The following is a 22,306-nucleotide window of genomic DNA, read 5'->3' as shown; positions in this document are numbered from 1 at the left end:
AATGACTCATTGATTAATGCATTATCGCCTTTTTTGCTGATTCCAGTATCGGCATTTGATTGTCATTATCACCTCACTGGTTTAAGCTCCGATCATTCGCCATTAACTAAACCTGCGTATATCAATGGCTTACTCACCTAAACCGATTAACCAACATAGAGAAACAACAACGTGTTTCAATCTTTCTTTCCTAAACCCAAGCTCTTTTTTCTCAGTTTTGTCATCTGGGCACTTGTATGTGTCATTGGCTGGTATTTAGAACTCCAAGATTTAGGCAGCGTATTAAGCCTTGGCTCGTTATTTGGCGTGCATTTTCCAGCAGCATTAGCCGAAGGTGCTGATGCCGCCGCCCAAGCCGCCTTTCAAAGTACCCAAGAAACAGCGTTAACCGTATGGCTCTATCAATACATAGCAGTGTGTTATGGGTTATTTATTGGGATCTGGATGGTCTACGGTGGACATAAATGGGCAAAATGGTCAGTAATGGGGTCTGGCTTAATTATTTTTACGACGTGGTTTAGCGTGCAACTTAGCGTCATGCTGAATAGTTGGTATGGCGATTTTTATAACCTCGTCCAAAAAGCCTTAACAACACCAAATTCAATTACTATGGATGACTACTTTTCTCAGATTTACGTATTCTTTGGTATTGCTTCAATTCACATAACCCTAGTGGTACTTAAGAGTTTCTTTGTAAGCCATTACATCTTCCGTTGGAGAACCTCTATGACGGAATATTACTCTTCCAAATGGCAACAAGTTAGACACATTGAAGGGGCATCACAGCGTATTCAGGAAGACACCATGCGCTTTGCCAGCATAATGGAAGGCCTTGGAGTTCGTTTGATAAGTTCAGTTATGACTTTACTCGCTTTTTTACCTGTTTTGTGGGGACTTTCCTCCTACGTCAAAGAGCTTCCCTTTATCGGAGAAGTACCACAGGCATTAGTTTTTACCGCATTATTTTGGTCTATTATCGGGACGGTACTTCTCGCAATAGCAGGTATCAAACTCCCTGGCTTGGAATTTAAAAATCAACGAGTTGAGGCGGCATATCGGAAAGAACTGGTGTATGGAGAAGATAGAGAAGATAGAGCAGACCCAGCTACATTGAAAGAACTGTTCGATCATGTTCGCAAAAATTACTTCACTCTCTACTTCAACTACTTGTATTTTAACGTGGTCCGTTACGGCTACTTACAAGCAAGTGTTCTTGTACCAATGATCGCGCTTGGCCCTTCTATTGTTGCTGGCGCCATCACTTTTGGGATATTTCAACAAATCAATAATGCATTCAGCCAGGTAGAGAACTCCTTTCAATACTTGGTCAACTCTTGGACAACCATTGTAGAGCTGCTCTCTATCTACAAGCGTCTAAAAGCATTTGAAGCGGTTATCGACAATCAACCACTACCAGAAGAAGATCAAAATTTTATCGGAACCTAGAATTTAAGCGTCTTGCAGTTCTGTTTACATAATAAAAAGCCCCATCATAAGTGCTATTTGATGGGGCTCTCGTTTTTTTACGGTTTTAAGACAATACATCAAACATTAATGTTGATATTCTGACCCAAGTTATCGGTCGTCGTATGTGATCCACTGCTTGCCGCAGGCGTAACACTTTTCGCAGCTTCTTCTAATAAAGTAAGCTCCTGTTCCGCTTTTTGTTGCTGAGCTACTTTAGATAAGCTCGCACTATACGCTTCACTAGCATAATCCATCGCAGGACTACTCAAACCATTAATACTTGGCATCTTTCCTCCTATAAATCTACTCTACGTTCTCCGCACTTGTAGATTAATTATTGATCAAAAGAACTCAATAATTAAAGTATAGCGATACTTTGATCAATTTACGAACACCTTTTTGTAAAGCTTAGCTAACGAATTAAAACAAAAACAACGCCTAGATCTTGCCATCATTAACAAAGCTATCCCAATACTGGCTCACTAAGTTTTGGTTATCCACCAAGGTATCTTTTTGCACCACTCTGCCTTGTTGCTGCAAGCTCAATCGGTGAGTCAGAGACCGATAAAGCGTGTAAGTATCGGTCATTTTTTCAGCTTGTTCAGCACCAATTAAGCCAACTTCGGCTGCCGCCTCCAGCTGACGCACATTGTCGGAAAATCGCATCAATTCCGGGTATTTGCATGACCAAGCCAATACTAAATATTGCACCATGAATTCAATATCAATAATTCCACCAGCGCCTTGTTTAAGGTCAAAACCTTTCTCTTTACCGCCAGTATCAAGATGAGCGCGCATTTTCTCACGCATTTTGATGACCTCGGTTTTTAACACGTTACGATCTCGAGTCGAGGCAATAATACCTTTACGGCAATCTTCAAATTTAGCCAGTAAATTAGACTCTCCTGCCAAGCCGCGAGATCGGGTCAAGGCTTGGTGCTCCCAAACCCAGGCTTCTTTCTGCTGGTAATCTTTAAAAGCTTCCAAACTAGAAACCAACAGGCCTGAATTGCCTGAGGGGCGCAGGCGCATGTCAACTTCGTATAAACGACCAGCAGCGGTAAAGCTAGTAATCATGTGTATTAAACGTTGACCGAGGCGTGTATAGAAGGTGAGATTATCGATACTACGACCTCCGTCTGTACTTCCATTTGCCTGCGCATCGTGAATAAATACCAGATCAAGGTCCGAGTCGTAACCGAGCTCCCAACCACCCGACTTTCCATAACCAATAATCGCCAACTGCGGTGTTGAAGCCACTTCCCCTTGGCTTACTGGAAAGCCGTGTTTCTTGGTTAAATACTGCCACGATTGCATCAAAACCTGATCCAATAGCACTTCCGCCAACCAGGTTAAGTGATCACTTACTTTCATTACAGGTAGTATTTCTGTTATGTCACAGGCCGCAATACGCAAAATGATAGAACGCCTAAAACGACGCATTGCGTCCATCTGTGCTTCTTCATCATCTTCGGGCAAACGCAATAAGATCAGTCGCAACTCTTCCGCCAGCATGGTTTTATCCGGTGGCGAAAAGAGTGTATTAGCGTCTAGTAGTTCATCCAACAACGCAGGTGTCGTTGAAATTGCCTCGGTAAACCAGACACTTTCACGACATAGACGAATAAGATGCGTCAGCGCGGTTTGGTTTTCACACAACAAAACCAAATACGCAGTACGGCGCAACACCGCTTCGAGAATTGGGAAAACGCGCTCTAACACGAGATCTGGATTAGCTTCGTCTGTTAATTTAGTGATCAAAGCTGCTAAAAACACAGCCAGTCGTTCATGCCCTATCGGCTGCATAAATACCACGGTACGGGAACTGAGCAATTGAGAAATTCGTGAAATGCTCGCTTCTTGATCTTGCCCGGCAATCAACTCTATCGCGTCTTGTATGGCCTCTCGGTCTTCTGGATGCTTAATCAGCAAGCGCCATGTTTCCTGACTTTTAACTTCCTCACTGCTCTCATGACCATCGTCGATCAATGCCACAAAAGAGCGATGTACATTTTTCCGGACCTCCCAAAGCCGCTTATCCAAAGCTTCCCAGGAAGGAAAGCCGACCATCAAGGCAATGCGTGTACGTGCTCTATCACCTTCAGGCAATAGCTGGGTTTGTTCGTCATTCACAGATTGCAACGCATGCTCGGTACGACGTAAAAGCAAATACGCCTCACGTAATTGATCCATTTCTTCAACAGGTAAATAATCCTGCTGGGCAAGGTAAGGCAATACTTTCAGTAAGGCTGGCGTTTGCAAGCCTTGATCTCGGCCTCCGTGTAAAATCTGTAAAGCTTGAGCAATAAACTCTACTTCACGAATACCACCTTCGCCTAATTTTATATTGTGTTCTATTCCTTTTCGGCGCACTTCTTTGGCAATCATTTGTTTTAGATCACGCAATGCACCAATCGCACCAAAGTCCAAGTATTTACGATAGACGAAGGGCTTTCGCAAGGCTTCAAATTCACGAACATCCAAAGCATCACCCGACATAACGCGGGCTTTGATCATGGCGTAACGTTCCCAATCTCGACCTTGGTCTTGGTAATAGTTCTCTAGAGAATCCATATTTAAAACCAAAGCACCAGACTGGCCAAACGGCCGCAAGCGCATGTCGACTCGGAAAACAAAGCCATCAGCATTCACTTGGTCTAGATGCTGAATCAGTTTTTGGCCTAGCTTAGTAAAATATTCTTGGTGAGATAGGCTTTTTTTGCCGCCTTGGGTGTCACCATGTTCGCGGAACGCAAAAATTAGATCGATATCAGAAGACAGGTTTAACTCGTTGCCCCCCAACTTCCCCATGCCAATCACAATCATTGACTGAGGTTGGTTGTTGCCATCCAACGCCTGACCGTACAAAGCAAGGTAGTGCTGTGTTGTCCATTGCAGGCTGGCATTCACACAAGCATCAGCCAAAGCACTTAAACGCGACGTCAGCTCGGTCAATGAAAGCCGCTGCTGAATATCAAAGGCAATCAAGCGCACCATCCACCATTGTCGATATAAACGTAAACGCTTAATAAAACTCACTTCATCCAATGGCTCTAATGATTTTGTTGGGCAAGCGCTCGCTTCACATGAAAAAAAAGCCTCGCCAGCCATCAAAGCTTCTTTAGATGGTTTTTCTGGTAGCGCTTTAAGCACCAGCAAATCATCTAGCCAATGGGGAAATCGTATAAACTGCTGATGCAAATACTCGCTCAACATCCACAAGGGCTCTAACGTGTCAATTTGCTCTTGGCTTAATACTTCAAGGCTGTGTCTTTCTCGGGCGTCATGGACGTGCTCTAGTAGCAAAGCACGAGATGAGGATTGTTCACAAAATATCGCGTAGTTCGGGTTCAAATGCGGAGGTGTCACAAGGCTTCCTTACAAAATCTTCTTTTTATTTTTCATACAGTAATGTCATACAGCAACCGCCGTCAAAAAATCCATCACACTTGTTTATTTAACCATTGCCCAACCAATAACATAGTCATGCCAATTTGAGTCATACCCGCTAAGTTTTTCAACAATAAATCGTCTTCCACAATTAATTGCTGCTCTAACTTTGCGTCTAAGCTATTGAGCTCTTGCGCTAACGCTGATGGCACACACGCTTGTAATTGAGCCATGGAATGACGCACTGGTTGCATTAGTGCTTCGTCTTTCATGAAATACATTGCTTCCCAATAGACTAGCCATACCTCGTACCAATAAGCAGCTAACTCTAATGAATTTGACGTATTATCAGGCTTCTCAGGAAACTCTATCTGTCCGTATTTTAAACGCACGCCTTTTTGCGCCTTGGAAACAATACTAACCTGAACAGGAACTCGCTCTGCAAGTTGCAAAGCAAACTGGTACAAACCAGCCTCATCACCGTCTTTTAGTTCCAGCTCTAACTCACAAATAGCGTCTTCGCCATAGGGTGAGGTAACCAGCCCTTGATCACAAACCACTTCCATTTTGGATTCTTGGGATTGGATATTCCAAACTTGTCGCTCAAAGTCAGTACGATATACCTCGATCAACTTGTTACTCCAAGACATACCTTGCAATGATTCCGGTAAAGGCACGTCACTTAATAGCGATAAATCCAATTGGTCGCTGGGGACAAACCACTCCCATTCACCACGAGCATGCATGCCAATGCGGTTGCTACCACGCGTTTTTACGGTTTGAATAAACTTGTTATTTACAGCGCGAATGCGCAGCGCCATCCCGCCCTGCATCAGCTCGGCATCTTCTGTATCAAAATAGGCATTCATCAAAGCCAATGTAGGTTGACGAGATTGATCATCAGCATCAGAAAGTGCACAAACTCCATCAAGAAAATCACTTGCGGACTTGAGATACTCCGACTGAAGCATTAACTTTAGCTCTAGCTCGGTAGCCATAATATACGAACCTCTATAACCTTTGCGGTTGAGCAAACAGCAAAGAAAAAATAATGTGCGAGCAAGTGTACCAGATGCCTAGCGTACAGTAGTAATATTCGCTAATAACTCGGATTCAAGGAACTCCTTTATATGCCCGCACTTCCCTCGCTCATTAGTATGATGTCCCAATTAATTGCATCGCCTTCTATCAGTTGTAGCCAAGCCCATTGGGATCAGTCAAATAAAGGTGTTATTGAATTACTCGAAAGTTGGCTAAGCTCACAAGGGTTTCAATGCGAAGTCATGCCTTTGCCAGATCAGCCCAACAAATTCAATCTGATTGCGACTCTCGGAAGTGGCGACGGTGGTTTGGTGTTATCCGGTCACACAGATACCGTTCCTTACGATAAAGGCCGTTGGAAATCAGATCCGTTCAAGTTGGAAGAAAGAGAGCAAAAACTTTACGGCCTTGGTAGCTGCGATATGAAAGGCTTTTTCGCCATTGTGATCGACACAATTCGCCAAATGCAGCTGTCTGGCCTCAAGCAACCCCTCATCATTCTTGCGACCGCTGACGAAGAAAGCTCTATGTCTGGCGCACGAGCCTTGGTTGAACAAGGATCATTAAAAGCTCGATATGCGTTGATTGGTGAGCCTACCTCTTTGACTCCTATTTATGCTCACAAAGGCATTATGATGGAGCGCATTCAGGTAACGGGGCAATCCGGCCACTCTTCTAATCCATCATTGGGGAATAATGCCCTGGATGCCATGCATGATGTCATGTCAGAGTTGATGTTATTTCGTCAGCAACTTAAAACAAACTATCGCGATGCGAGCTTTGTGATTGATTATCCAACCATGAACTTTGGCTGTATACATGGCGGCGACAACCCAAACCGTATTTGTGGACGCTGTGAACTAGAATTTGATTTGCGGGCTCTACCGGGCATGAGTAACCAAGCCTTAATGCACGAGATTGCTGAAATATTGCCTCGCATCGAAGAGAAAACGGGAACAAAAATTCAGTTAAATAGTTTATTTCCTGATGTTCCATCTTTTTATACATCGATCGAATCGGATATCATAAAAGCCTGTGAAGCCTTAACCAATCGCCAGGCAAGTACTGTGGCGTTTGCAACGGAAGGTTCCTTCCTAAATCAAATGGGAATGGAAACCTTAATTTTAGGGCCGGGCTCTATTGATCAAGCCCATCAGCCAAATGAATTTATGGCACTGAATCAAATTCAACCTATGCAAAAGGTAATTCGCGGTCTAATCGAGCGTTTTTGCCTTCAATTAAACGAGCCAAAAAATGAGGAATAGCGTGACAGAAGAATTCAATTATGTGGACTGGTTCCGCCATTCTTCCCCCTATATCAATGCCCATAGGGGAAAAACCTTTGTCATATTGATTCCAGGTGAAGCCGTCGAATGCGCTCACTTTTCAAGTATTATTCACGATCTTGCCTTGCTGGACTCATTGGGAATTCGACTTGTTTTAGTACAAGGTGCACGTCCACAAATAAGTCGTGTTTTAGCGAATAAACAGATAGTCAGTCGTGTTGAAGATGATTACCGTGTCACACCACAAGATCAGCTTTTGGATATTATCCAAGCCTCTGCAGCCGTGCGCGTTCAGCTGGAAGCCCAACTGTCTATGGGACTATCAAATACTCCAATGGATGGCGCAAGGCTTAAAGTATGTAGTGGTAACTACGTTATTGCCAGACCACTTGGCGTCGTAGATGGCATTGATTACGGTCATACAGGTGAAGTACGCCGCATTGACACAGAAGCCATTTTCCGCCTGCTTGAAGATGACAATATGGTGCTTTTGCCCCACCTTGGCTTTTCACCAACCGGTGAAGTCTTTAACTTAAAAAGTGAAGACGTCGCGATCCAAGCAGCCATCCAGCTAAAAGCTGACAAGCTTATTGTTTACGCTGAAGAAGAAGGTGTCTTTAAAAGCGATGGTGAGCTTTATTCTGAACTATTAACCAAAGACGCAGAGGCCATTCTGAAAGAAAAGTCTCTCTCCAGCATTACCCACGCAGCGTTAGATGCCTGCGTGCAAGCTGTTCGCAAGGGCGTGCCGAGAGCACATTTAATTTCATACAATGAAAATGGCGGCTTACTACAAGAACTCTTCACCCGTGAAGGTTCAGGCACCATGATTGATGAAGACAGCTATGAACAACTGCGCCCAGCTCACATTGATGATGTTGGCGGTATGATGGCATTGCTAGCTCCACTGGAAGAGAAAGGTGTCTTGGTAAGACGATCTCGCGAACTATTAGAGAACGAAATAGATCGCTTTATTGTCATTGAACGAGATGGCGCCATTGTCGCCTGCGCAGCGCTTTACCCATTTGAACAAGAATATTCGGGGGAATTAGCCTGTTTAGCGGTATCGCCAGATTATAGAGGCTCTAATCGTGGTGAACGCTTACTAAAAGGCATAGAACAAGTCGCTAAACGTCAAAATCTAACCATGCTTTTCTTATTAACCACACGAACAGCTCATTGGTTTATTGAGCGAGGATTTAGCGAAACAACATTGGCAAGTTTACCAACGCAAAAACAGGCTTTGTACAACTACCAACGCAACTCAAAAATCTTTTCAAAACAACTTTAATATCGACGCATTTCGTATCTCACACTAGAACCTGCAAGCCAATAATTAATCATTGGCTTGCAGGTTCTAACGTTAGGCTAATCAAGGGCAGCACAGTACTCATTGAACTCGACTAAGATATAAAGATCGCTATCTTGCTGGATAGTCCCATGAATGCAATCATGATCTCGATAATCAAGGCCATGGGCATCGTTGTTTTCAGGAATATCCATAATCCGCTCCACAGCCTCTACTCGAATTCCAAAATAGCCCGTGGGTAAATCCAGTACAATAATATGGCCTTCTTCTTCACACTCAGCTGGGTCTAAATTCAGTAAATGACTGCCATACAACACTGTCACCATATTACCACGTACATCAATCATACCCTCAACGCCTTCACCAGCACCTGGTATAGGAGCAGGAGACTGATAGCTAAGTACTTCTTTAACAGTTGAAATGGGGTGTACATAACGCTCGCTCCCCAAACGAAAGCAAATCCCCTTCTCTACCAATTGCTCCACAATCCGCCCCTCTAAAATAGTTTCTGTCTAAATTAAAAACACTATAAACATGACAAAAAATAGTTACACGTCTAACCTTTAACTTCAAGTTTAAAGCAAAAAAAAGCGACCTTTTTGTTAACACAGTTCACATAAGAGTTGGGGTTAATTGAATCGTTCCAGAAAATCCGATTACGGTTTCTTACTCTACATTACCCACCTCGTCAAAAGCGAGAATCGGCGACAACGTTTGCCTGAAAATCTATTTCTGTAGCTAATCTTAGGCATGATTTTTTTCCAAGATGAAGCAATCGAAGAAGTGACTGGATGTTTAAATGTCTGTTCCGAAGGATCAGTATAGGAGCGACCCGTTACCAATATTGGCGTATTTCGCGCAAGGCATAGCTCAGATTCGGATCCTATGTAGTAGCTAATCAAGCTAACTTGTGAATATTAGATTAATAATCAGTTTTGGTAAGTATTTGATATTTATGGAGTCATACTTGATTATGGCGCCTGCGGCTAAGCCAGAGTCGAAGACAAAAATACGTCTTAAGGGGCTAAGGTCTGGGATATGCAATTCTTTGGCGAACAAAAAAGCGAGGCCTAGTAGGCCTCGCTTGGTATAGCAGTTAAATCCAGCATCTAGCAATACTCTTCCACTTAAGTGAACAGCATTAACCTTTGGACTGCTTTTTTAAAATGTAACAATTATCTAGCTAGGACAAAGGCCCTATTAGAAATTAGATAGCGCTGTTTACAAATTCTACCAATTGAGATTTAGACACCGCACCCACTTTAGTTGCTACCACTTCGCCACCTTTAACGATAAGCAAAGTAGGAATGCCACGAACATTGTACTTAGGCGCTGTTTCTGTGTTTTCGTCAACGTTAAGCTTAACCACTTTCACTTTGCCAGCGTATTCAGCTGCGACGTCTTCCAAAACAGGTGCAATCATTTTACAAGGTCCACACCATGGAGCCCAAAAATCAACAATCACAGGGATTTCTGAATTAAGCACTTCTTCTGCAAATTGAGCATCAGTGATTTGAATTGTGTTGTCGCTCATAATAATTCCTCAAAATTCTATATTTAACTAATGAATGGCGCTAGTGTATCACTAAATGATTAGGGTAAAAACGAGTTCTATCTAATTAAAGCAATAGAAAAATGCTATAGCATTAAAGACCTAATAACCGTTGGCAATTCAAGCAATGAATGTATTTCTGCATGAGATCGAGCGCCCCAGTCATCTCCCCAGCGCTGCGCGCCATGGCGATTGAACCAAACACTTTTAGCGCCAGCATTAGAGGCTCCATAAACATCATCCACAGGATGATCCCCAATATGGATAAGCTCAGAGACGTCTACTCCTGCATTCTTTGCAGCCATTGAAAATACATCAATAGCAGGTTTAGCGATACCAACCTGATCCGCTCTAACAGCAAAATCAAAGTATTGACCTAGACCGATATAAGGATGGAATACATCAGCATTACCATTGGTAATAACAGCCAAAGTATAGTCTTGATTCAACGCCTCCAACACATCGACAACATGCGGATACAGATCCACTTTTTGTCGCCACTCACAAAAATGTGCCAACGCAGCGCCCGCAACAGATTCAGCCTCTTCTGAAGGCAAGCCAAATTGTTTTAATGCAAGTTTGTACACAGCCAAACGAACCGCGGTCAAATTAAAAGCCATTTCTGGATTTTTCGCTAAAACGTTGTTTTTTAACTCTTCTCGGACAAGAAACGAGTATTGAATAGAAAAGCCAGGGAAGCGCTCCTCAAACCAAGACTCCATAGCATGTTCTGCTCGCGTAATTACTGGAGCAACATCCCAAAGAGTATTATCAAGATCAAAAGTAATCAGCACACTCACGGCAACAACCTCAACAAGATAGCACTCAATAAATCAGCAATGTATTGAAGAAATAAGGCCCCTTTTTCTTTATCAAAAGCCGATTTATTTTCAGACCCTAATACAAGAATACCGCATTTTCTAACCTCTCCGCCCTCTCTAGAAAGCAGTGGCAATACAGCAACAGAACGAATTGAAGAAGCATCCTCTGGAAAAAGAAAGCTCATTTCATTGGCGGGCAACATGCCACAAAAACAGTCGGTAAACCCAGCAGCATGAGACAAAAACACATCATCTTCCACCAACACATGAGACCGAACCGCACTATCGGGAAATTCACCATATAAAACCAACGTATGGTGAGAAACGTCAAAATCATCTCTCACCATGTCATCGATAATAACGGAAAGATCATCCAGAGAGCTGCAAGTAAGACCCGCTAAGACTAAGCGACGACTTTTTTGCATCGTTGACTCATTCTCGCGAGCCACCTCTATCAAACGATCGAACTCTGCACGATAATCGGCTGTTGTTTTCCGCAACGAATGCACTTGGTATTCAAGCAGTGAAACCACCTTCCCATTAACTGGATGAGGAAGCGTCAGACTCTCCAACAAATCAGTATTCCGAACAAAAAAATCCGGTGTTTTTGACAAATATTGAATAACTTCTTCTTCGCTCATAATTCCTCTATAGGTAAATTTGACCTTCGAACACCTTTTCAGCAGGGCCCGTCATAAGAATAGGCTGACCTTCACCTTGCCACTCAATATGTAGATCACCTCCGCGTAAATGAGCGGTCACTTTAGGAGACAACCATCCCTGCTTAATACCGGCAACGACGGCCGCACAAGCTCCAGTTCCACAGGCCTGAGTTTCCCCGACGCCACGTTCATAAACACGCAAATTGATTTCATCAGAACTAATAACCTGCATAAAACCAACATTCACATTTCGAGGGAAACGTTCATGACATTCAAGCAAGGCTCCTGCTTTAGCAACCTCTTCGTCCATCAACTGATCGACTTTGATCACGGCATGAGGATTTCCCACAGACACTGGTGTCATTAAATACTCAGTCTCACCAGCCATAATGCTGTAAAGACCATCCTGAGGTTCTGCAGTAAAAGGTAGGTCTACTGGATCAAAGCTTGGCGCGCCCATATCGACGGTGACCAAACCACCATCTAATACACGCAGTTGAATGGCACCGCGCTTTGTTTCAACATTAATAATACGCTTATTCGTTAATTCTCGATCTAAAACAAACTTAGCAAAGCAACGAGCACCATTTCCACAGTGCTCAACTTCGCTACCATCTGAATTATAAATGCGGTAACGAAAATCCATATCAGGATTCGTTGGCGGCTCGACCACTAAAAGCTGATCAAAACCAATCCCCCAGTTTCGATTACTTAATCGCTCGATTTGCTGTTTATTAAAAAACACTTTACGAGACACCGCATCAACGACGACAAAATCATTTCCTAGCCCATGCATTTTGGTAAATTTCAACAACACGACGAACTCCTCAGACTGGCAAAATTTGCTCACCAGCTAACTGATGCTCAATCGTTTCACGAGCACGAATCAAATACGTTTTATCACCGTCAACCATCACTTCAGCTGCACGATTACGGCTATTGTAATTTGATGCCATAGTGAACCCATAAGCCCCAGCTGAGCGAACGGCTAAAAAATCTCCAGCCTGAATATCAAGCTCACGATCTTTGCCTAAGAAGTCACCTGTCTCACAAATAGGACCAACAAGATCGTAGCTCCGTTTACCTTCAGAGGTCGGCAATAAAGACACAGGGACAATATTCATCCAAGCACCGTATAAAGATGGACGAATAAGGTCATTCATTGCCCCATCAATGACGGCGAAGTTTTTGTGCGGCGTGCATTTCAAAAACTCAACTTGGGTCAACAAGACACCCGCATTCGCAGCGATAGAGCGACCAGGTTCAAAAGCAAGTTCAAAATTCTTACCTTTTACTTTTTCGAGCAATAATTTAGCGTAATCGGCTGGCGATGGCGGTACTTCATCGCGATAGCGCACGCCTAAGCCACCACCTAAATCAAGGTGCTTAATCGTAATACCCTCTTCTGCTAACTCATCAACCAAACCAATCAAGCGGTCAAATGTATCCAAGAAAGGCTTAAGCTCGGTCAGTTGTGAGCCGATATGACAATCCACTCCCATGACATTTAGGTTAGGTAATTCATGAGCAATTTTATAGATGCGAACCGCGTCTTGAATATCGATACCAAACTTATTTTCTTTCAACCCTGTTGAAATATAAGGGTGTGTTTTGGCATCAACATCAGGGTTAACACGCAAAGAAACGGGCGCTAATTTACCCATTTCGCCAGCCACTTGATCTAATCGGTACAATTCCGCTTCAGATTCCACATTGAAACAGTGAATACCCACTTCAAGTGCTCGGCGCATCTCTACCGCTTGCTTGCCTAAACCTGAGAACATGATTTTAGATGGCTCGCCACCCGCCTTTAAAACGCGCTCAAGCTCACCAATAGAAACGATATCAAAACCTGACCCCAAGCGAGCCAATACATTTAAAATTGCAATATTTGAACACGCTTTAACGGCGTAACAGATTAACGTGGGGTGTGATGCAAACGCTTCCGCATAGGCTTTGTAGTGCCGCTCAAGAGTCGCACGAGAATAAACGTAACACGGCGTACCATATTGATTAGCAACATCTGATAGAGCAACATCCTCTGCATGCAGAGTCTGATTTGAGTAATTAAAAAAATCCAAAGGGGAATCCTCAGCTATAAAGACGACTCTTGTTGCGAGTCAGTTGTGTCACTCGGCAAATAAAGGGCACCTTTATTTCCGCAAGCCGTAAGTAAAACAGCCAAAACACATACTGAAAGCAATTTAAACATCGTCTTATCTCTTCTATTTTTGATTGAGACAGTATACCTTGCAGCCAGTTCGTTTCCCAACCCCAGTGAGCCAATTACATAGATATTCTTTACCTTGAATAAGAAGGCGCTGTAGCTTGAATTTGCTATATTTATCTCAAGCTATGTACACAAAGACTTAAATTGGGTTACACATTACCAACCGAAGCAAGACATCACATATTAGAAGGTTTATGAAAAACAGGATTGCCCCATGGATGGCAGCACTTTTCTGTGCCATCGCAATACACATAGTTATAATCGGAATCTCAGATAACCAACATTGGTTTGATATAGACACACGCCCATCGACTTTTGAGTTACTTTTATTGCCAGCTGCATCAAATGATGAAGTAACAGAAACAAAGGCGTTTACGCAGAACGAAGAAAATACAGCGGCTGATACTAAGCAAAATGACGCAACTCTCGATACAACTGGAGAGCAAACAGATAACCCTGAACAAGCAGATAACACTGAGCAAACCAATAACTCTGAACAAACAGCTGAGCAGCCATCTGATTCTTTAGGAGCCGAAAGCCTTACTGGCAAAGAACTCAGTGAAAGAAACAATGAGTTTGATCCTCAAGAAATCATCAACAACCAAGACAATGAGCAAACACTATCAGAAACGTTTCTACAAAATGACACATTAAATCCAAGCCCTAATTCCAATCAATTAAGCTCAGACAAACCTGAGTTACTTGATTTATCAAAAGTGTCTTTATCTCCAGACGTAAAGGATGAAGCATTAACAAATATTTTTTCTCCGGAACTCAGAGACAAAATTACCGAGTCTAAAAAAGCACAAAAAGACTATCTGAAAGGCCTAACAAAAGAAGTGGACTACCCAATAACAAAAGACGCGGATGGAACACGCTATGTCAATATCAAAGGGGTTTGCTGGAAACTACCCAAAGAAGGCAGCAATGAAGGTTGGGCCATTGTGTTTGACGGCTGCGGTGTCAAATCCAAACTTTTTCACTTTGAACTAAATATTTCACCTAGCATCATCACAAATGAAGTATTAGGTCCGGATTCGCCATTCAACCTAGATCAACCAATAAAACAATAGCTCCTCTGAGGCCTGACACACATAAAAAAGCGGCAACTCTAAGGTTACCGCTTTTTTAGCATTGTCATTTAGTCTAGCAAAACTTAGCGCGCAGCTAAATCTGCTTTAGCTCGCTCTACTGCTAGTAACACTTGAGCTGGAGCCGTTCCACCAATATGATTACGAGCAGCCACAGAACCTTCTAACGTCAAGACATCAAAAACATCCGCTTCAATCATGCTACCGAAAGTTTGCAGCTCTTCCAGCGTCATTTCGGATAAATCTTTACCTTCTTTCACGCCATGGCCAACCGCTTTACCAACGATTTCATGAGCGTCTCGGAAAGCCACACCGTGACGAACCAAGTAATCCGCCAAATCGGTTGCAGTAGAGAAACCACGGCGAGCCGCTTCATACATATGCTCTTTACGAGACTCTATTGCAGGAATCATATCGGCAAAGGCACGCAATGAACCTTTTAGCGTGTCAACCGTATCAAACAAAGGCTCTTTGTCTTCTTGGTTATCTTTGTTGTACGCCAGACACTGAGACTTCATCAAGGTTAACAAGCCCATCAAATGTCCGTAAACACGACCGGTTTTACCTCGAACCAATTCTGGCACATCAGGATTTTTCTTCTGCGGCATAATAGATGAGCCTGTACAGAAGCGATCAGGTAGGTAAATAAAGTTAAACTGAGCCGACACCCACATCACCATTTCTTCTGCCCAACGAGACATATGCATCATGATGATAGACGCTGTTGCCGTGAACTCGATAGCAAAATCTCTGTCACTAACAGAATCCAATGAGTTATAAGTCGGACGCTCAAACCCTAGTAACTCAGCGGTCATATGACGATCAATCGGATAAGTTGTACCCGCTAGCGCCGCCGCACCAAGCGGTAGAATATTAATACGCTTACGGCAATCCACCAGACGCTCGTAATCACGTTGCATCATTTCATACCAAGCCATCAAATGATGGCCAAAAGTAACTGGCTGAGCCGTTTGCAAGTGAGTAAAGCCAGGCATAATTGTATTGGCTTCTTTTTCCGCCAAACTCAAAATCCCCTGCTGAAGTCGAGTCACTTCTTCCATCAAGAAATCCACTTCATCACGCATATATAGGCGAATATCTGTGGCTACTTGGTCGTTACGAGAACGGCCAGTATGCAGTTTTTTGCCAGTAATACCGATCTTCTGCGTCAAGCGAGCTTCGATGTTCATGTGGACATCTTCTAATTCAACAGACCACTCAAACTCGCCGCGTGCAATTTCATCTTCAATTTCGGTCAGACCCTGAATAATCTGATCTCGTTCTTCTTCCGTCAAAACACCAACGCTAGCGAGCATTTTGCCGTGAGCAATTGACCCTTGAATATCCTGTTTTGCCATACGTTGATCAAACTCAACAGACGCAGTAAAACGCGCGACAAACGCATCAACAGGCTCAGAAAAACGACCACCCCATTGCTGGTTCGTGGTTTTATTAGTATCAGTCATTCGGTTGGTTCCCACACAAATTCAAACAGCTGCCAAGAGTACATTAAGCGCCTCGACTTATAAAGCATTGAAAGATGACGGAGTCCCTCTTAACGAGTATCATTAATCTATGAAATAAGAAGATATTAGTCCATCTACAACCCAATAGGAGATGAAGTGAAAGACAAGATTGTGATCGCAACCAGAGAAAGCCAGTTAGCCCTTTGGCAAGCCAACAATGTCAAAGCGCAACTAGAAAGCCTCTACCCAGACATGACTGTAGAGTTGCTAGGCATGACAACAAAAGGCGATCAAATTCTCGATTCACCATTATCTAAAATAGGTGGCAAAGGCCTTTTTGTTAAAGAATTAGAAAGTGCGCTTATGGATGGCCGAGCAGACATTGCTGTTCACTCTATGAAAGATGTACCGATGGCATTTCCTGAAGGGCTTGGACTTGCCGTCATTTGTGAACGCGAAGACCCTAGTGATGCCTTTGTTTCCAATAAAGTCGAATCACTAGATCAACTTCCCAAAGGCGCCGTTGTTGGTACATCGAGTCTGCGCCGCTCTTGTCAGCTACGCATGAATCGCCCAGACTTAATAATCAAAGACCTACGCGGCAACGTCAATACTCGCCTAAGAAAAATGGACGACGGCGAATACGACGCTATTATTCTGGCAACTGCAGGCTTAATTCGCCTAGAAATGTTTGACCGAATTAAACAAAGAATCCCTGCCGAAACTAGCTTGCCAGCAGGCGGACAAGGCGCAATGGGAATAGAGTGCCGCTCCGATGACGTACAAACCATTAATTTACTAGCGCCACTGCAACATGAAGAAACCGCCGTTCGCGTCGCTGCAGAACGCGCAGTGAATGAACGCCTTAACGGTGGTTGCCAAGCTCCTATAGCCTGTTTTGCGATATTAACAGACGACTCTATTTGGTTAAGAGGCTTAGTGGGCAGCCCTGATGGTAAAACCATGATTGAAGGTGAAATTCGTGGACACAAAGACGACGCAAAATCTCTTGGGGTTCAGTTAGCCGATGATTTACTGGCCCGTGGCGCTGACGTCATTCTTGACGCCCTGTACAAATAACTAAAAGGCAAAATATTGGTGCAAGACTGTCGTATCCTAATTACCCGACCAGAGCCAGAAAATACACTCAGCCGTGAACGCCTAAGCGCTCGTGGCTGGGTAGCGATTCCTCTTCCAATGCTGGAAATTTCACCGATAGAAGACGCTCTTAAAAAAGCGGTCATTCGAGCGCAGGTATTTGATATCGACACATTTGATTACGTCATATTTGTCAGTAAGAATGCTGCTCGTCTCGCTTGTGATTGGTTGGATGAGTGCTGGCCTATGCTGCCCGCCAATGTTCACTGGATAGGCATAGGCCAAGGAACAACACAGACATTACTTGATGAGGGCGTTCCAGCGCTATCAAATCCAGGACACACCACAGAAGCCTTACTTGATTGGTTGAAACCTGCCAGAATGAAAGATCAGAAGATACTGATTGTTCGTGGTGAAGGTGGTCGCCCAGAGTTAGGCAATAAATTAGAAGAGCGAGGAGCAAAAGTAAGCTACCTTTCACTCTATGAAAGAAAAAAACCTCAGTATTCAGCTCAAACTTTCTTCATGCTGCCCGATATCAATTTAATATGGGTTACCAGTGGCGAAAGCTTACTCAACCTATCAGAATACGTGTCACAGCATAAACCAGAGTGGAAAGCTCTGCCGATACTGACACCGAGTATTAGGGTCAATCAACAAGCAAAAGAAATGGGCTGGATAAATGCCTCGTGCGCAAATGGCGCTGACGATAACAGCTTGATCAAAGCGACGGAATTTCACACAGGAAAACAGAATGACTGATAACAATAAACAAGCGCAAGAATCAAACGAGGCGATTGAAAAATCATCAGATGCAACGGAGACTCAACCTACCGCATCAAAGACGCCCCACCAAAAAGAGCCAACACAAAAAACGAGCCTGACACCTAATTCATCCGTCAATACTTTTGCGGCGTTATCCCTCGGGCTTTCCGCCATCGCCATCGCGACAAGTGGCTGGCTGTATTTCCAAAGCACACAAAGTACGCTAAATAGAGACATTCAACAATTAACAGCGCAACAAAACACTTTAGATAGTAGACTCCACGCCAACACTCTCAACAAATCTCAGCTAACACAGTTGGTTGATCAGGTAAAAACGTCTGAAAAAAATCTTCTATTGGAAAAGGCCGAGCTCGCAACTCAACAAGCCCAACAAAATGAAAAACTATTGTCGCTTGAATCCAAACTTAACCGTCTCAATAACACGACAAAAGAAGACTGGAAATTAGCGGAAGCTGAATATTTGATTCGTCTCGCCAATCAACGTTTGTTGCTTGAAGCGGATAACAATGGCGCAGCGACATTACTCATTAACGCTGACGACATTCTTAATGAACTTGAGGACCCTATCGTATTTGCTACACGCAAAGCCTTGGCAAAAGACATCCAAGCGTTAAAATCCATTAGCCAATTTGATCTAGAAGGCGCTTACCTCAAACTGAACGCTTTGTATGATAATGTTCAAACCTTACCTCAACGAGAACCGTCAAAAGAGTGGCAAGCCAGTACGACTGAGAAAAAAAATCAGATAGACGACTCTACAACGGGCAAAATTACCTCCGTTCTAGACAGTTTTTGGAATTCAATACGCTCACTGGTTGTGATTAATTACAATCACAAACCCATCAAAGCATTATTACCACCAGCGGAATACCAAGAACTCATTACTGGCATACAACTGCAACTGGAAATTGCTCAGGTAGCCTTGATCAAAGGTGAGCCCTTGATTTATCAGCAAGCATTATCTCGTGTTGCAAACGCCACAACAGAACATTTTGAAACCCAATCAAGCAGTGTCACGACATTCTTAGCCAGTCTAACCGCCTTGCAACAGCTAAACCCGTCACCAGATTTACCACTCCCTAGAGAGTCATTAATGTCTATGAAATCATTAATGAAAGAATGGAATAACCGTAGCTCAAACAACACAGATACATCCAACAATACTGAGCCATCTCAAATAGAGAGCGAGAGCAAAATTGAAAGCATGACTGCGCCTCAAACCGACCTAGGAGATAAGGCATGAGAAAACTCCTCTTCTTACTTGTCATTATGATGGCAGTCGGTGGTGTCTTAGGGTTGCTTATGCGCCAAGACAGCGGCTACGTTTTAGTCGCCTACAATGGCGTTACCATTGAAACCAGCTTATGGGTTTTAGTGGTGGTCATCGTTATCTCGTTGTTTGTACTTAGCTGGGTAAAACGCATTCTGTTTATCGCTCTAAGGCCTAGTAGCTCTTTAGCAAAAGTTACGGGCAACTTAGCGCAAAAAAGAGCATCACGAAACACCATCCGCGGCATGCTAGAACTCGTTGGGGGTAATTGGAACAAAGCAGAAAAACTGCTAACCAATAGCGCTGAAAAAGTCCCTTATCCATTAATAAACTACATTGGTGCCGCCTACGCAGCAAACGAACAAGACGAAGCTGGACGCTCGAAAGCTTTGTTGCGTGCCGCTCATAAATCAGCACCTGAAGCCGAATTCGCTATTGGCTTCGCACAAAGCCAAATTCAAATAAAACAAGAACACTACGAAGGCGCCTTAGCCTCTCTTTTACGCCTTCAAAAGCTAAAACCGAAGCATAAACAGGTTTTAAAAATGTTAGTGACTGTTTACAAACAGTTAAAAGATTGGGATGCCTTGCTCACTCTCACAGCAACACTAAAAAAAGACGGCATTTTTGACGACGATAATATGCTAGAACTTGAGCGCAATGCGTTCTTGGCACTGCTTGATAAAATCAAATTTCGCAATAAACTCGGACAGAACAGCAAAGAATTAGTCGCTGAAGTTGAAAGCTTATGGAATAAGCTGGACACCCTGTCTCAAGATGACAGAATGAGGCAGCTCTATGCTCATACACTTATCCATTTTGGTGATAGCACCAAAGCAGAAAGCTTTATTCGTAATAGCTTGAATAACAAGTGGTCTGAGGCGTTAGTTTATGAGTATGGCAACGTACAAATAGATAACACTAAGAAACTGCTTTCCAACTGTGAAAACTGGCTAAAGAAAGAGCCAGCAAGCGCAAACTTATACTTGGTCTGCGGCCGCTTGAGTCAGTCAATGATGCTATGGGGGAAAGCACGAGACTATTACGAGCAATCTCTCTCACTTGACTCTCACAATGAGGCATTGGCAGAACTAAGCCGCCTACTTAAAGCCATGGGCGACACCAAAGCAAGCCAAGAGCTAATGATGATCAACCTAAACCATGCTAGCAATCAATTAAAACCATTGCCGCTGCCTTAGTAAGGTCATTTACAAAAAATAAGGGAGGCATAAAAAATGCTGTTATTTTCATAACAGCATTTTTTTATTTTAACTAAGACAAATTGTGAGCTACTTGAAACGCACAACCAATTCATGCATGTTGTTCGCTACATCTTGCAATGCTCGAATACTATCACTTGACTGGTTAGATTTCTCAGAACTCTCAACGGATAAATCAGAAATACGCACCACTTGACGATTAATATCTTCAGAGACATGAGCCTGCTCCTCAACCGCCGCTGACATTTGCATGGCCATATCAGATATTTTTGAAACGCCCTCAACAATACTCCCAAAGGCACTCTCCATCTCAATGATTTTTTCTAACCCTTGAGTGGCATCATGTCGACCCTGATTAGCAATAGAAACTGAGTTTTTAGCTCCGCTACGAAGTGTTTCTATAATATGATGAATATCTTTAGTTGAATCTTGCGTTCTTTGGGCCAGCTGACGAACTTCATCGGCTACCACTGCAAAGCCTCGACCATGCTCACCTGCTCGCGCCGCTTCGATCGCAGCATTCAATGCTAAAAGGTTCGTTTGTTCGGCTATCTGATCAATCATCTGCGCAACTTGTGCTATTTGTTCAGAGCGATCCGCCAACTCTTGTACTGTCGCGCCAATATCATTCACGGTTTCACTCAATTGACGAATAGACTGACGTGTCTCTTCAACAATTTTTTGTCCGCTCCCTGCTGTCTGCGAAGACGATTTAGCGCTATCCGCTGTCATCTGAACATGTTGAGCAACGTCGTTGATCGTCATCGTCATTTGTTGCATGGCCGCAGCTACATCTTGAGTTTCATGTTGCTGACTCACCATACCTTTTGTCGTTTCAATGGTAAGAGCAAGGCCAATTTTAGATTGTTCAGAGACTTTCAGAGACTCATCTTCAAAACGGGTCAATACGGCATCCATTCTTGATAATAAACTCTTTACACCAACATCAAGCGATGCAATATCCAAAGAAGTATCGGAATACGTTATCCCCGCTAAAGGATGAAGAAAAGCACTTGATAACCGCTGTTTTAACGTCGCCTGTAATTTAGAATGATTCAGTAAAAATAAGACATTAGCCAGTAGACTTGTTGCTGCTAATACACCGACGCCATAGAATACATTAACACTACCTGCTGCAAGGGTCAGGACAATACCTACCAATGGCAATATAAGCTTCCATGACATAAAGGATCGTGGAATGACATTTTTACCACTGTTGATGCGTTGATAAACTTTCTCCGCTCGCGCCACATCCTCTCGGCTAGGAACCGTACGAACAGATTCATAACCAACAACTTTTCCGCTTTCAGTCACGGGGGTCACATAAGCGTCCACCCAATAAAAATCGCCATTCTTACAGCGGTTTTTAACCAACCCCATCCATGCTTTACCTTGTTTTAAGGTATCCCACATAATTTGAAATGCTTCTTTCGGCATGTCTGGATGACGCACGATATTATGAGGGCTGCCAATCAACTCGCTTTTATCAAAGCCACTGATTTTTACAAATGCATCATTGCAATGAAGAATCTTTCCTTTTAAATCCGTAGTCGTAATGAGCTTCTCATTTTTAGAGAATGTTTTCTCTTGATTTGTCACTGGCGTATTTTGGCGCAT

General features: G+C 43.3%; 20 protein-coding genes. 8 read left to right on the top strand and 12 right to left on the bottom strand.

Annotated features, from left to right (window positions below):
• Nucleotides 1-171 precede the first annotated feature (171 nt).
• Nucleotides 172-1,446: a peptide antibiotic transporter SbmA gene (gene sbmA, locus KDW99_RS04825; protein ID WP_255828164.1), complete on the top strand. Its 1,275-nt coding sequence runs from the start codon at nt 172-174 to the stop codon at nt 1,444-1,446.
• A 98-nt stretch (nt 1,447-1,544) separates the two neighbouring features.
• On the opposite strand, the gene KDW99_RS04820 is transcribed toward sbmA, so the two are convergent.
• The 3 genes from KDW99_RS04820 to KDW99_RS04810 form a co-directional block, all read right to left on the bottom strand.
• The gene (locus KDW99_RS04820) at nt 1,545-1,754 is read right to left on the bottom strand and encodes a hypothetical protein (protein ID WP_255828163.1); all 210 of its coding nucleotides are present in this window, start codon (nt 1,752-1,754) and stop codon (nt 1,545-1,547) included.
• A 151-nt stretch (nt 1,755-1,905) separates the two neighbouring features.
• Entirely contained in the window at nt 1,906-4,836 is a 2,931-nt protein-coding gene (gene glnE, locus KDW99_RS04815) for a bifunctional [glutamate--ammonia ligase]-adenylyl-L-tyrosine phosphorylase/[glutamate--ammonia-ligase] adenylyltransferase (RefSeq protein WP_255828162.1), read from the bottom strand.
• Nucleotides 4,837-4,910: 74 nt separating this feature from the next.
• Complete coding sequence (locus KDW99_RS04810) at nt 4,911-5,855, bottom strand: CYTH domain-containing protein (protein WP_255828161.1); 945 nt, start codon at nt 5,853-5,855, stop codon at nt 4,911-4,913.
• Nucleotides 5,856-5,987: 132 nt separating this feature from the next.
• Between KDW99_RS04810 and argE the strand changes: the two genes are divergently transcribed.
• Together argE and argA are read left to right on the top strand one after the other, a co-directional pair.
• Complete coding sequence (gene argE, locus KDW99_RS04805) at nt 5,988-7,163, top strand: acetylornithine deacetylase (protein ID WP_255828160.1); 1,176 nt, start codon at nt 5,988-5,990, stop codon at nt 7,161-7,163.
• Complete coding sequence (gene argA, locus KDW99_RS04800) at nt 7,153-8,475, top strand: amino-acid N-acetyltransferase (protein ID WP_255828159.1); 1,323 nt, start codon at nt 7,153-7,155, stop codon at nt 8,473-8,475. Before argE ends, argA begins: the two co-directional genes overlap by 11 nt.
• A gap of 77 nt (nt 8,476-8,552) precedes the next feature.
• Here the strand turns inward: argA and KDW99_RS04795 are convergent, their stop codons facing one another.
• From KDW99_RS04795 to lptM, 7 genes are all read right to left on the bottom strand, one after another.
• A complete protein-coding gene (locus tag KDW99_RS04795) occupies nt 8,553-8,978 on the bottom strand; it encodes a chemotaxis protein CheW (protein ID WP_255828158.1) in 426 nt (141 codons plus the stop codon).
• A gap of 722 nt (nt 8,979-9,700) precedes the next feature.
• Nucleotides 9,701-10,027: a thioredoxin TrxA gene (gene trxA / locus KDW99_RS04790; protein ID WP_255828157.1), complete on the bottom strand. Its 327-nt coding sequence runs from the start codon at nt 10,025-10,027 to the stop codon at nt 9,701-9,703.
• A gap of 104 nt (nt 10,028-10,131) precedes the next feature.
• The gene (locus tag KDW99_RS04785) at nt 10,132-10,845 is read right to left on the bottom strand and encodes an HAD family hydrolase (protein WP_255828156.1); all 714 of its coding nucleotides are present in this window, start codon (nt 10,843-10,845) and stop codon (nt 10,132-10,134) included.
• Nucleotides 10,842-11,507 carry a DUF484 family protein gene (locus KDW99_RS04780; RefSeq protein ID WP_255828155.1) on the bottom strand — a complete coding sequence of 222 codons (666 nt, stop codon included), beginning with the start codon at nt 11,505-11,507 and terminating at the stop codon, nt 10,842-10,844. The genes KDW99_RS04785 and KDW99_RS04780 overlap by 4 nt, the downstream gene beginning before the upstream one ends.
• 7 nt (nt 11,508-11,514) lie before the next feature.
• Nucleotides 11,515-12,345 carry a diaminopimelate epimerase gene (dapF, locus tag KDW99_RS04775; protein WP_255828154.1) on the bottom strand — a complete coding sequence of 277 codons (831 nt, stop codon included), beginning with the start codon at nt 12,343-12,345 and terminating at the stop codon, nt 11,515-11,517.
• A 10-nt stretch (nt 12,346-12,355) separates the two neighbouring features.
• The gene (gene lysA, locus KDW99_RS04770) at nt 12,356-13,609 is read right to left on the bottom strand and encodes a diaminopimelate decarboxylase (RefSeq protein ID WP_255828153.1); all 1,254 of its coding nucleotides are present in this window, start codon (nt 13,607-13,609) and stop codon (nt 12,356-12,358) included.
• A 14-nt stretch (nt 13,610-13,623) separates the two neighbouring features.
• Nucleotides 13,624-13,740 carry an LPS translocon maturation chaperone LptM gene (gene lptM / locus KDW99_RS04765; protein WP_255828152.1) on the bottom strand — a complete coding sequence of 39 codons (117 nt, stop codon included), beginning with the start codon at nt 13,738-13,740 and terminating at the stop codon, nt 13,624-13,626.
• Nucleotides 13,741-13,952: 212 nt separating this feature from the next.
• Between lptM and KDW99_RS04760 the strand changes: the two genes are divergently transcribed.
• On the top strand, nt 13,953-14,831 hold the full coding sequence (locus KDW99_RS04760) for a hypothetical protein (RefSeq protein WP_255828151.1): 879 nt from the start codon (nt 13,953-13,955) through the stop codon (nt 14,829-14,831).
• Nucleotides 14,832-14,914: 83 nt separating this feature from the next.
• On the opposite strand, the gene argH is transcribed toward KDW99_RS04760, so the two are convergent.
• Nucleotides 14,915-16,315, bottom strand: a complete 1,401-nt coding sequence (gene argH / locus KDW99_RS04755) for an argininosuccinate lyase (RefSeq protein ID WP_255828150.1) — start codon at nt 16,313-16,315, stop codon at nt 14,915-14,917.
• A 156-nt stretch (nt 16,316-16,471) separates the two neighbouring features.
• Between argH and hemC the strand changes: the two genes are divergently transcribed.
• Genes hemC through KDW99_RS04735 form a run of 4 tightly spaced genes read left to right on the top strand, consistent with a single transcriptional unit; the run spans nt 16,472 to nt 20,668 of the window.
• Complete coding sequence (gene hemC, locus KDW99_RS04750) at nt 16,472-17,395, top strand: hydroxymethylbilane synthase (RefSeq protein ID WP_255828149.1); 924 nt, start codon at nt 16,472-16,474, stop codon at nt 17,393-17,395.
• Between the two features lie 18 nt (nt 17,396-17,413).
• Nucleotides 17,414-18,175, top strand: coding sequence for a uroporphyrinogen-III synthase (locus KDW99_RS04745; protein WP_255828148.1), 762 nt, complete (start codon nt 17,414-17,416; stop codon nt 18,173-18,175).
• Nucleotides 18,168-19,442, top strand: coding sequence for a uroporphyrinogen-III C-methyltransferase (locus KDW99_RS04740; protein ID WP_255828147.1), 1,275 nt, complete (start codon nt 18,168-18,170; stop codon nt 19,440-19,442). Before KDW99_RS04745 ends, KDW99_RS04740 begins: the two co-directional genes overlap by 8 nt.
• Nucleotides 19,439-20,668: a heme biosynthesis HemY N-terminal domain-containing protein gene (locus tag KDW99_RS04735; protein ID WP_255828146.1), complete on the top strand. Its 1,230-nt coding sequence runs from the start codon at nt 19,439-19,441 to the stop codon at nt 20,666-20,668. The genes KDW99_RS04740 and KDW99_RS04735 overlap by 4 nt, the downstream gene beginning before the upstream one ends.
• A gap of 90 nt (nt 20,669-20,758) precedes the next feature.
• On the opposite strand, the gene KDW99_RS04730 is transcribed toward KDW99_RS04735, so the two are convergent.
• Nucleotides 20,759-22,306, bottom strand: a complete 1,548-nt coding sequence (locus tag KDW99_RS04730) for a methyl-accepting chemotaxis protein (RefSeq protein ID WP_255828145.1) — start codon at nt 22,304-22,306, stop codon at nt 20,759-20,761.

The organism is Marinomonas rhizomae (genome assembly GCF_024397855.1).
Classification (GTDB): Bacteria; Pseudomonadota; Gammaproteobacteria; order Pseudomonadales; family Marinomonadaceae; genus Marinomonas; species Marinomonas rhizomae_A.
This window is presented reverse-complemented; position numbering and strand designations above follow the sequence as displayed.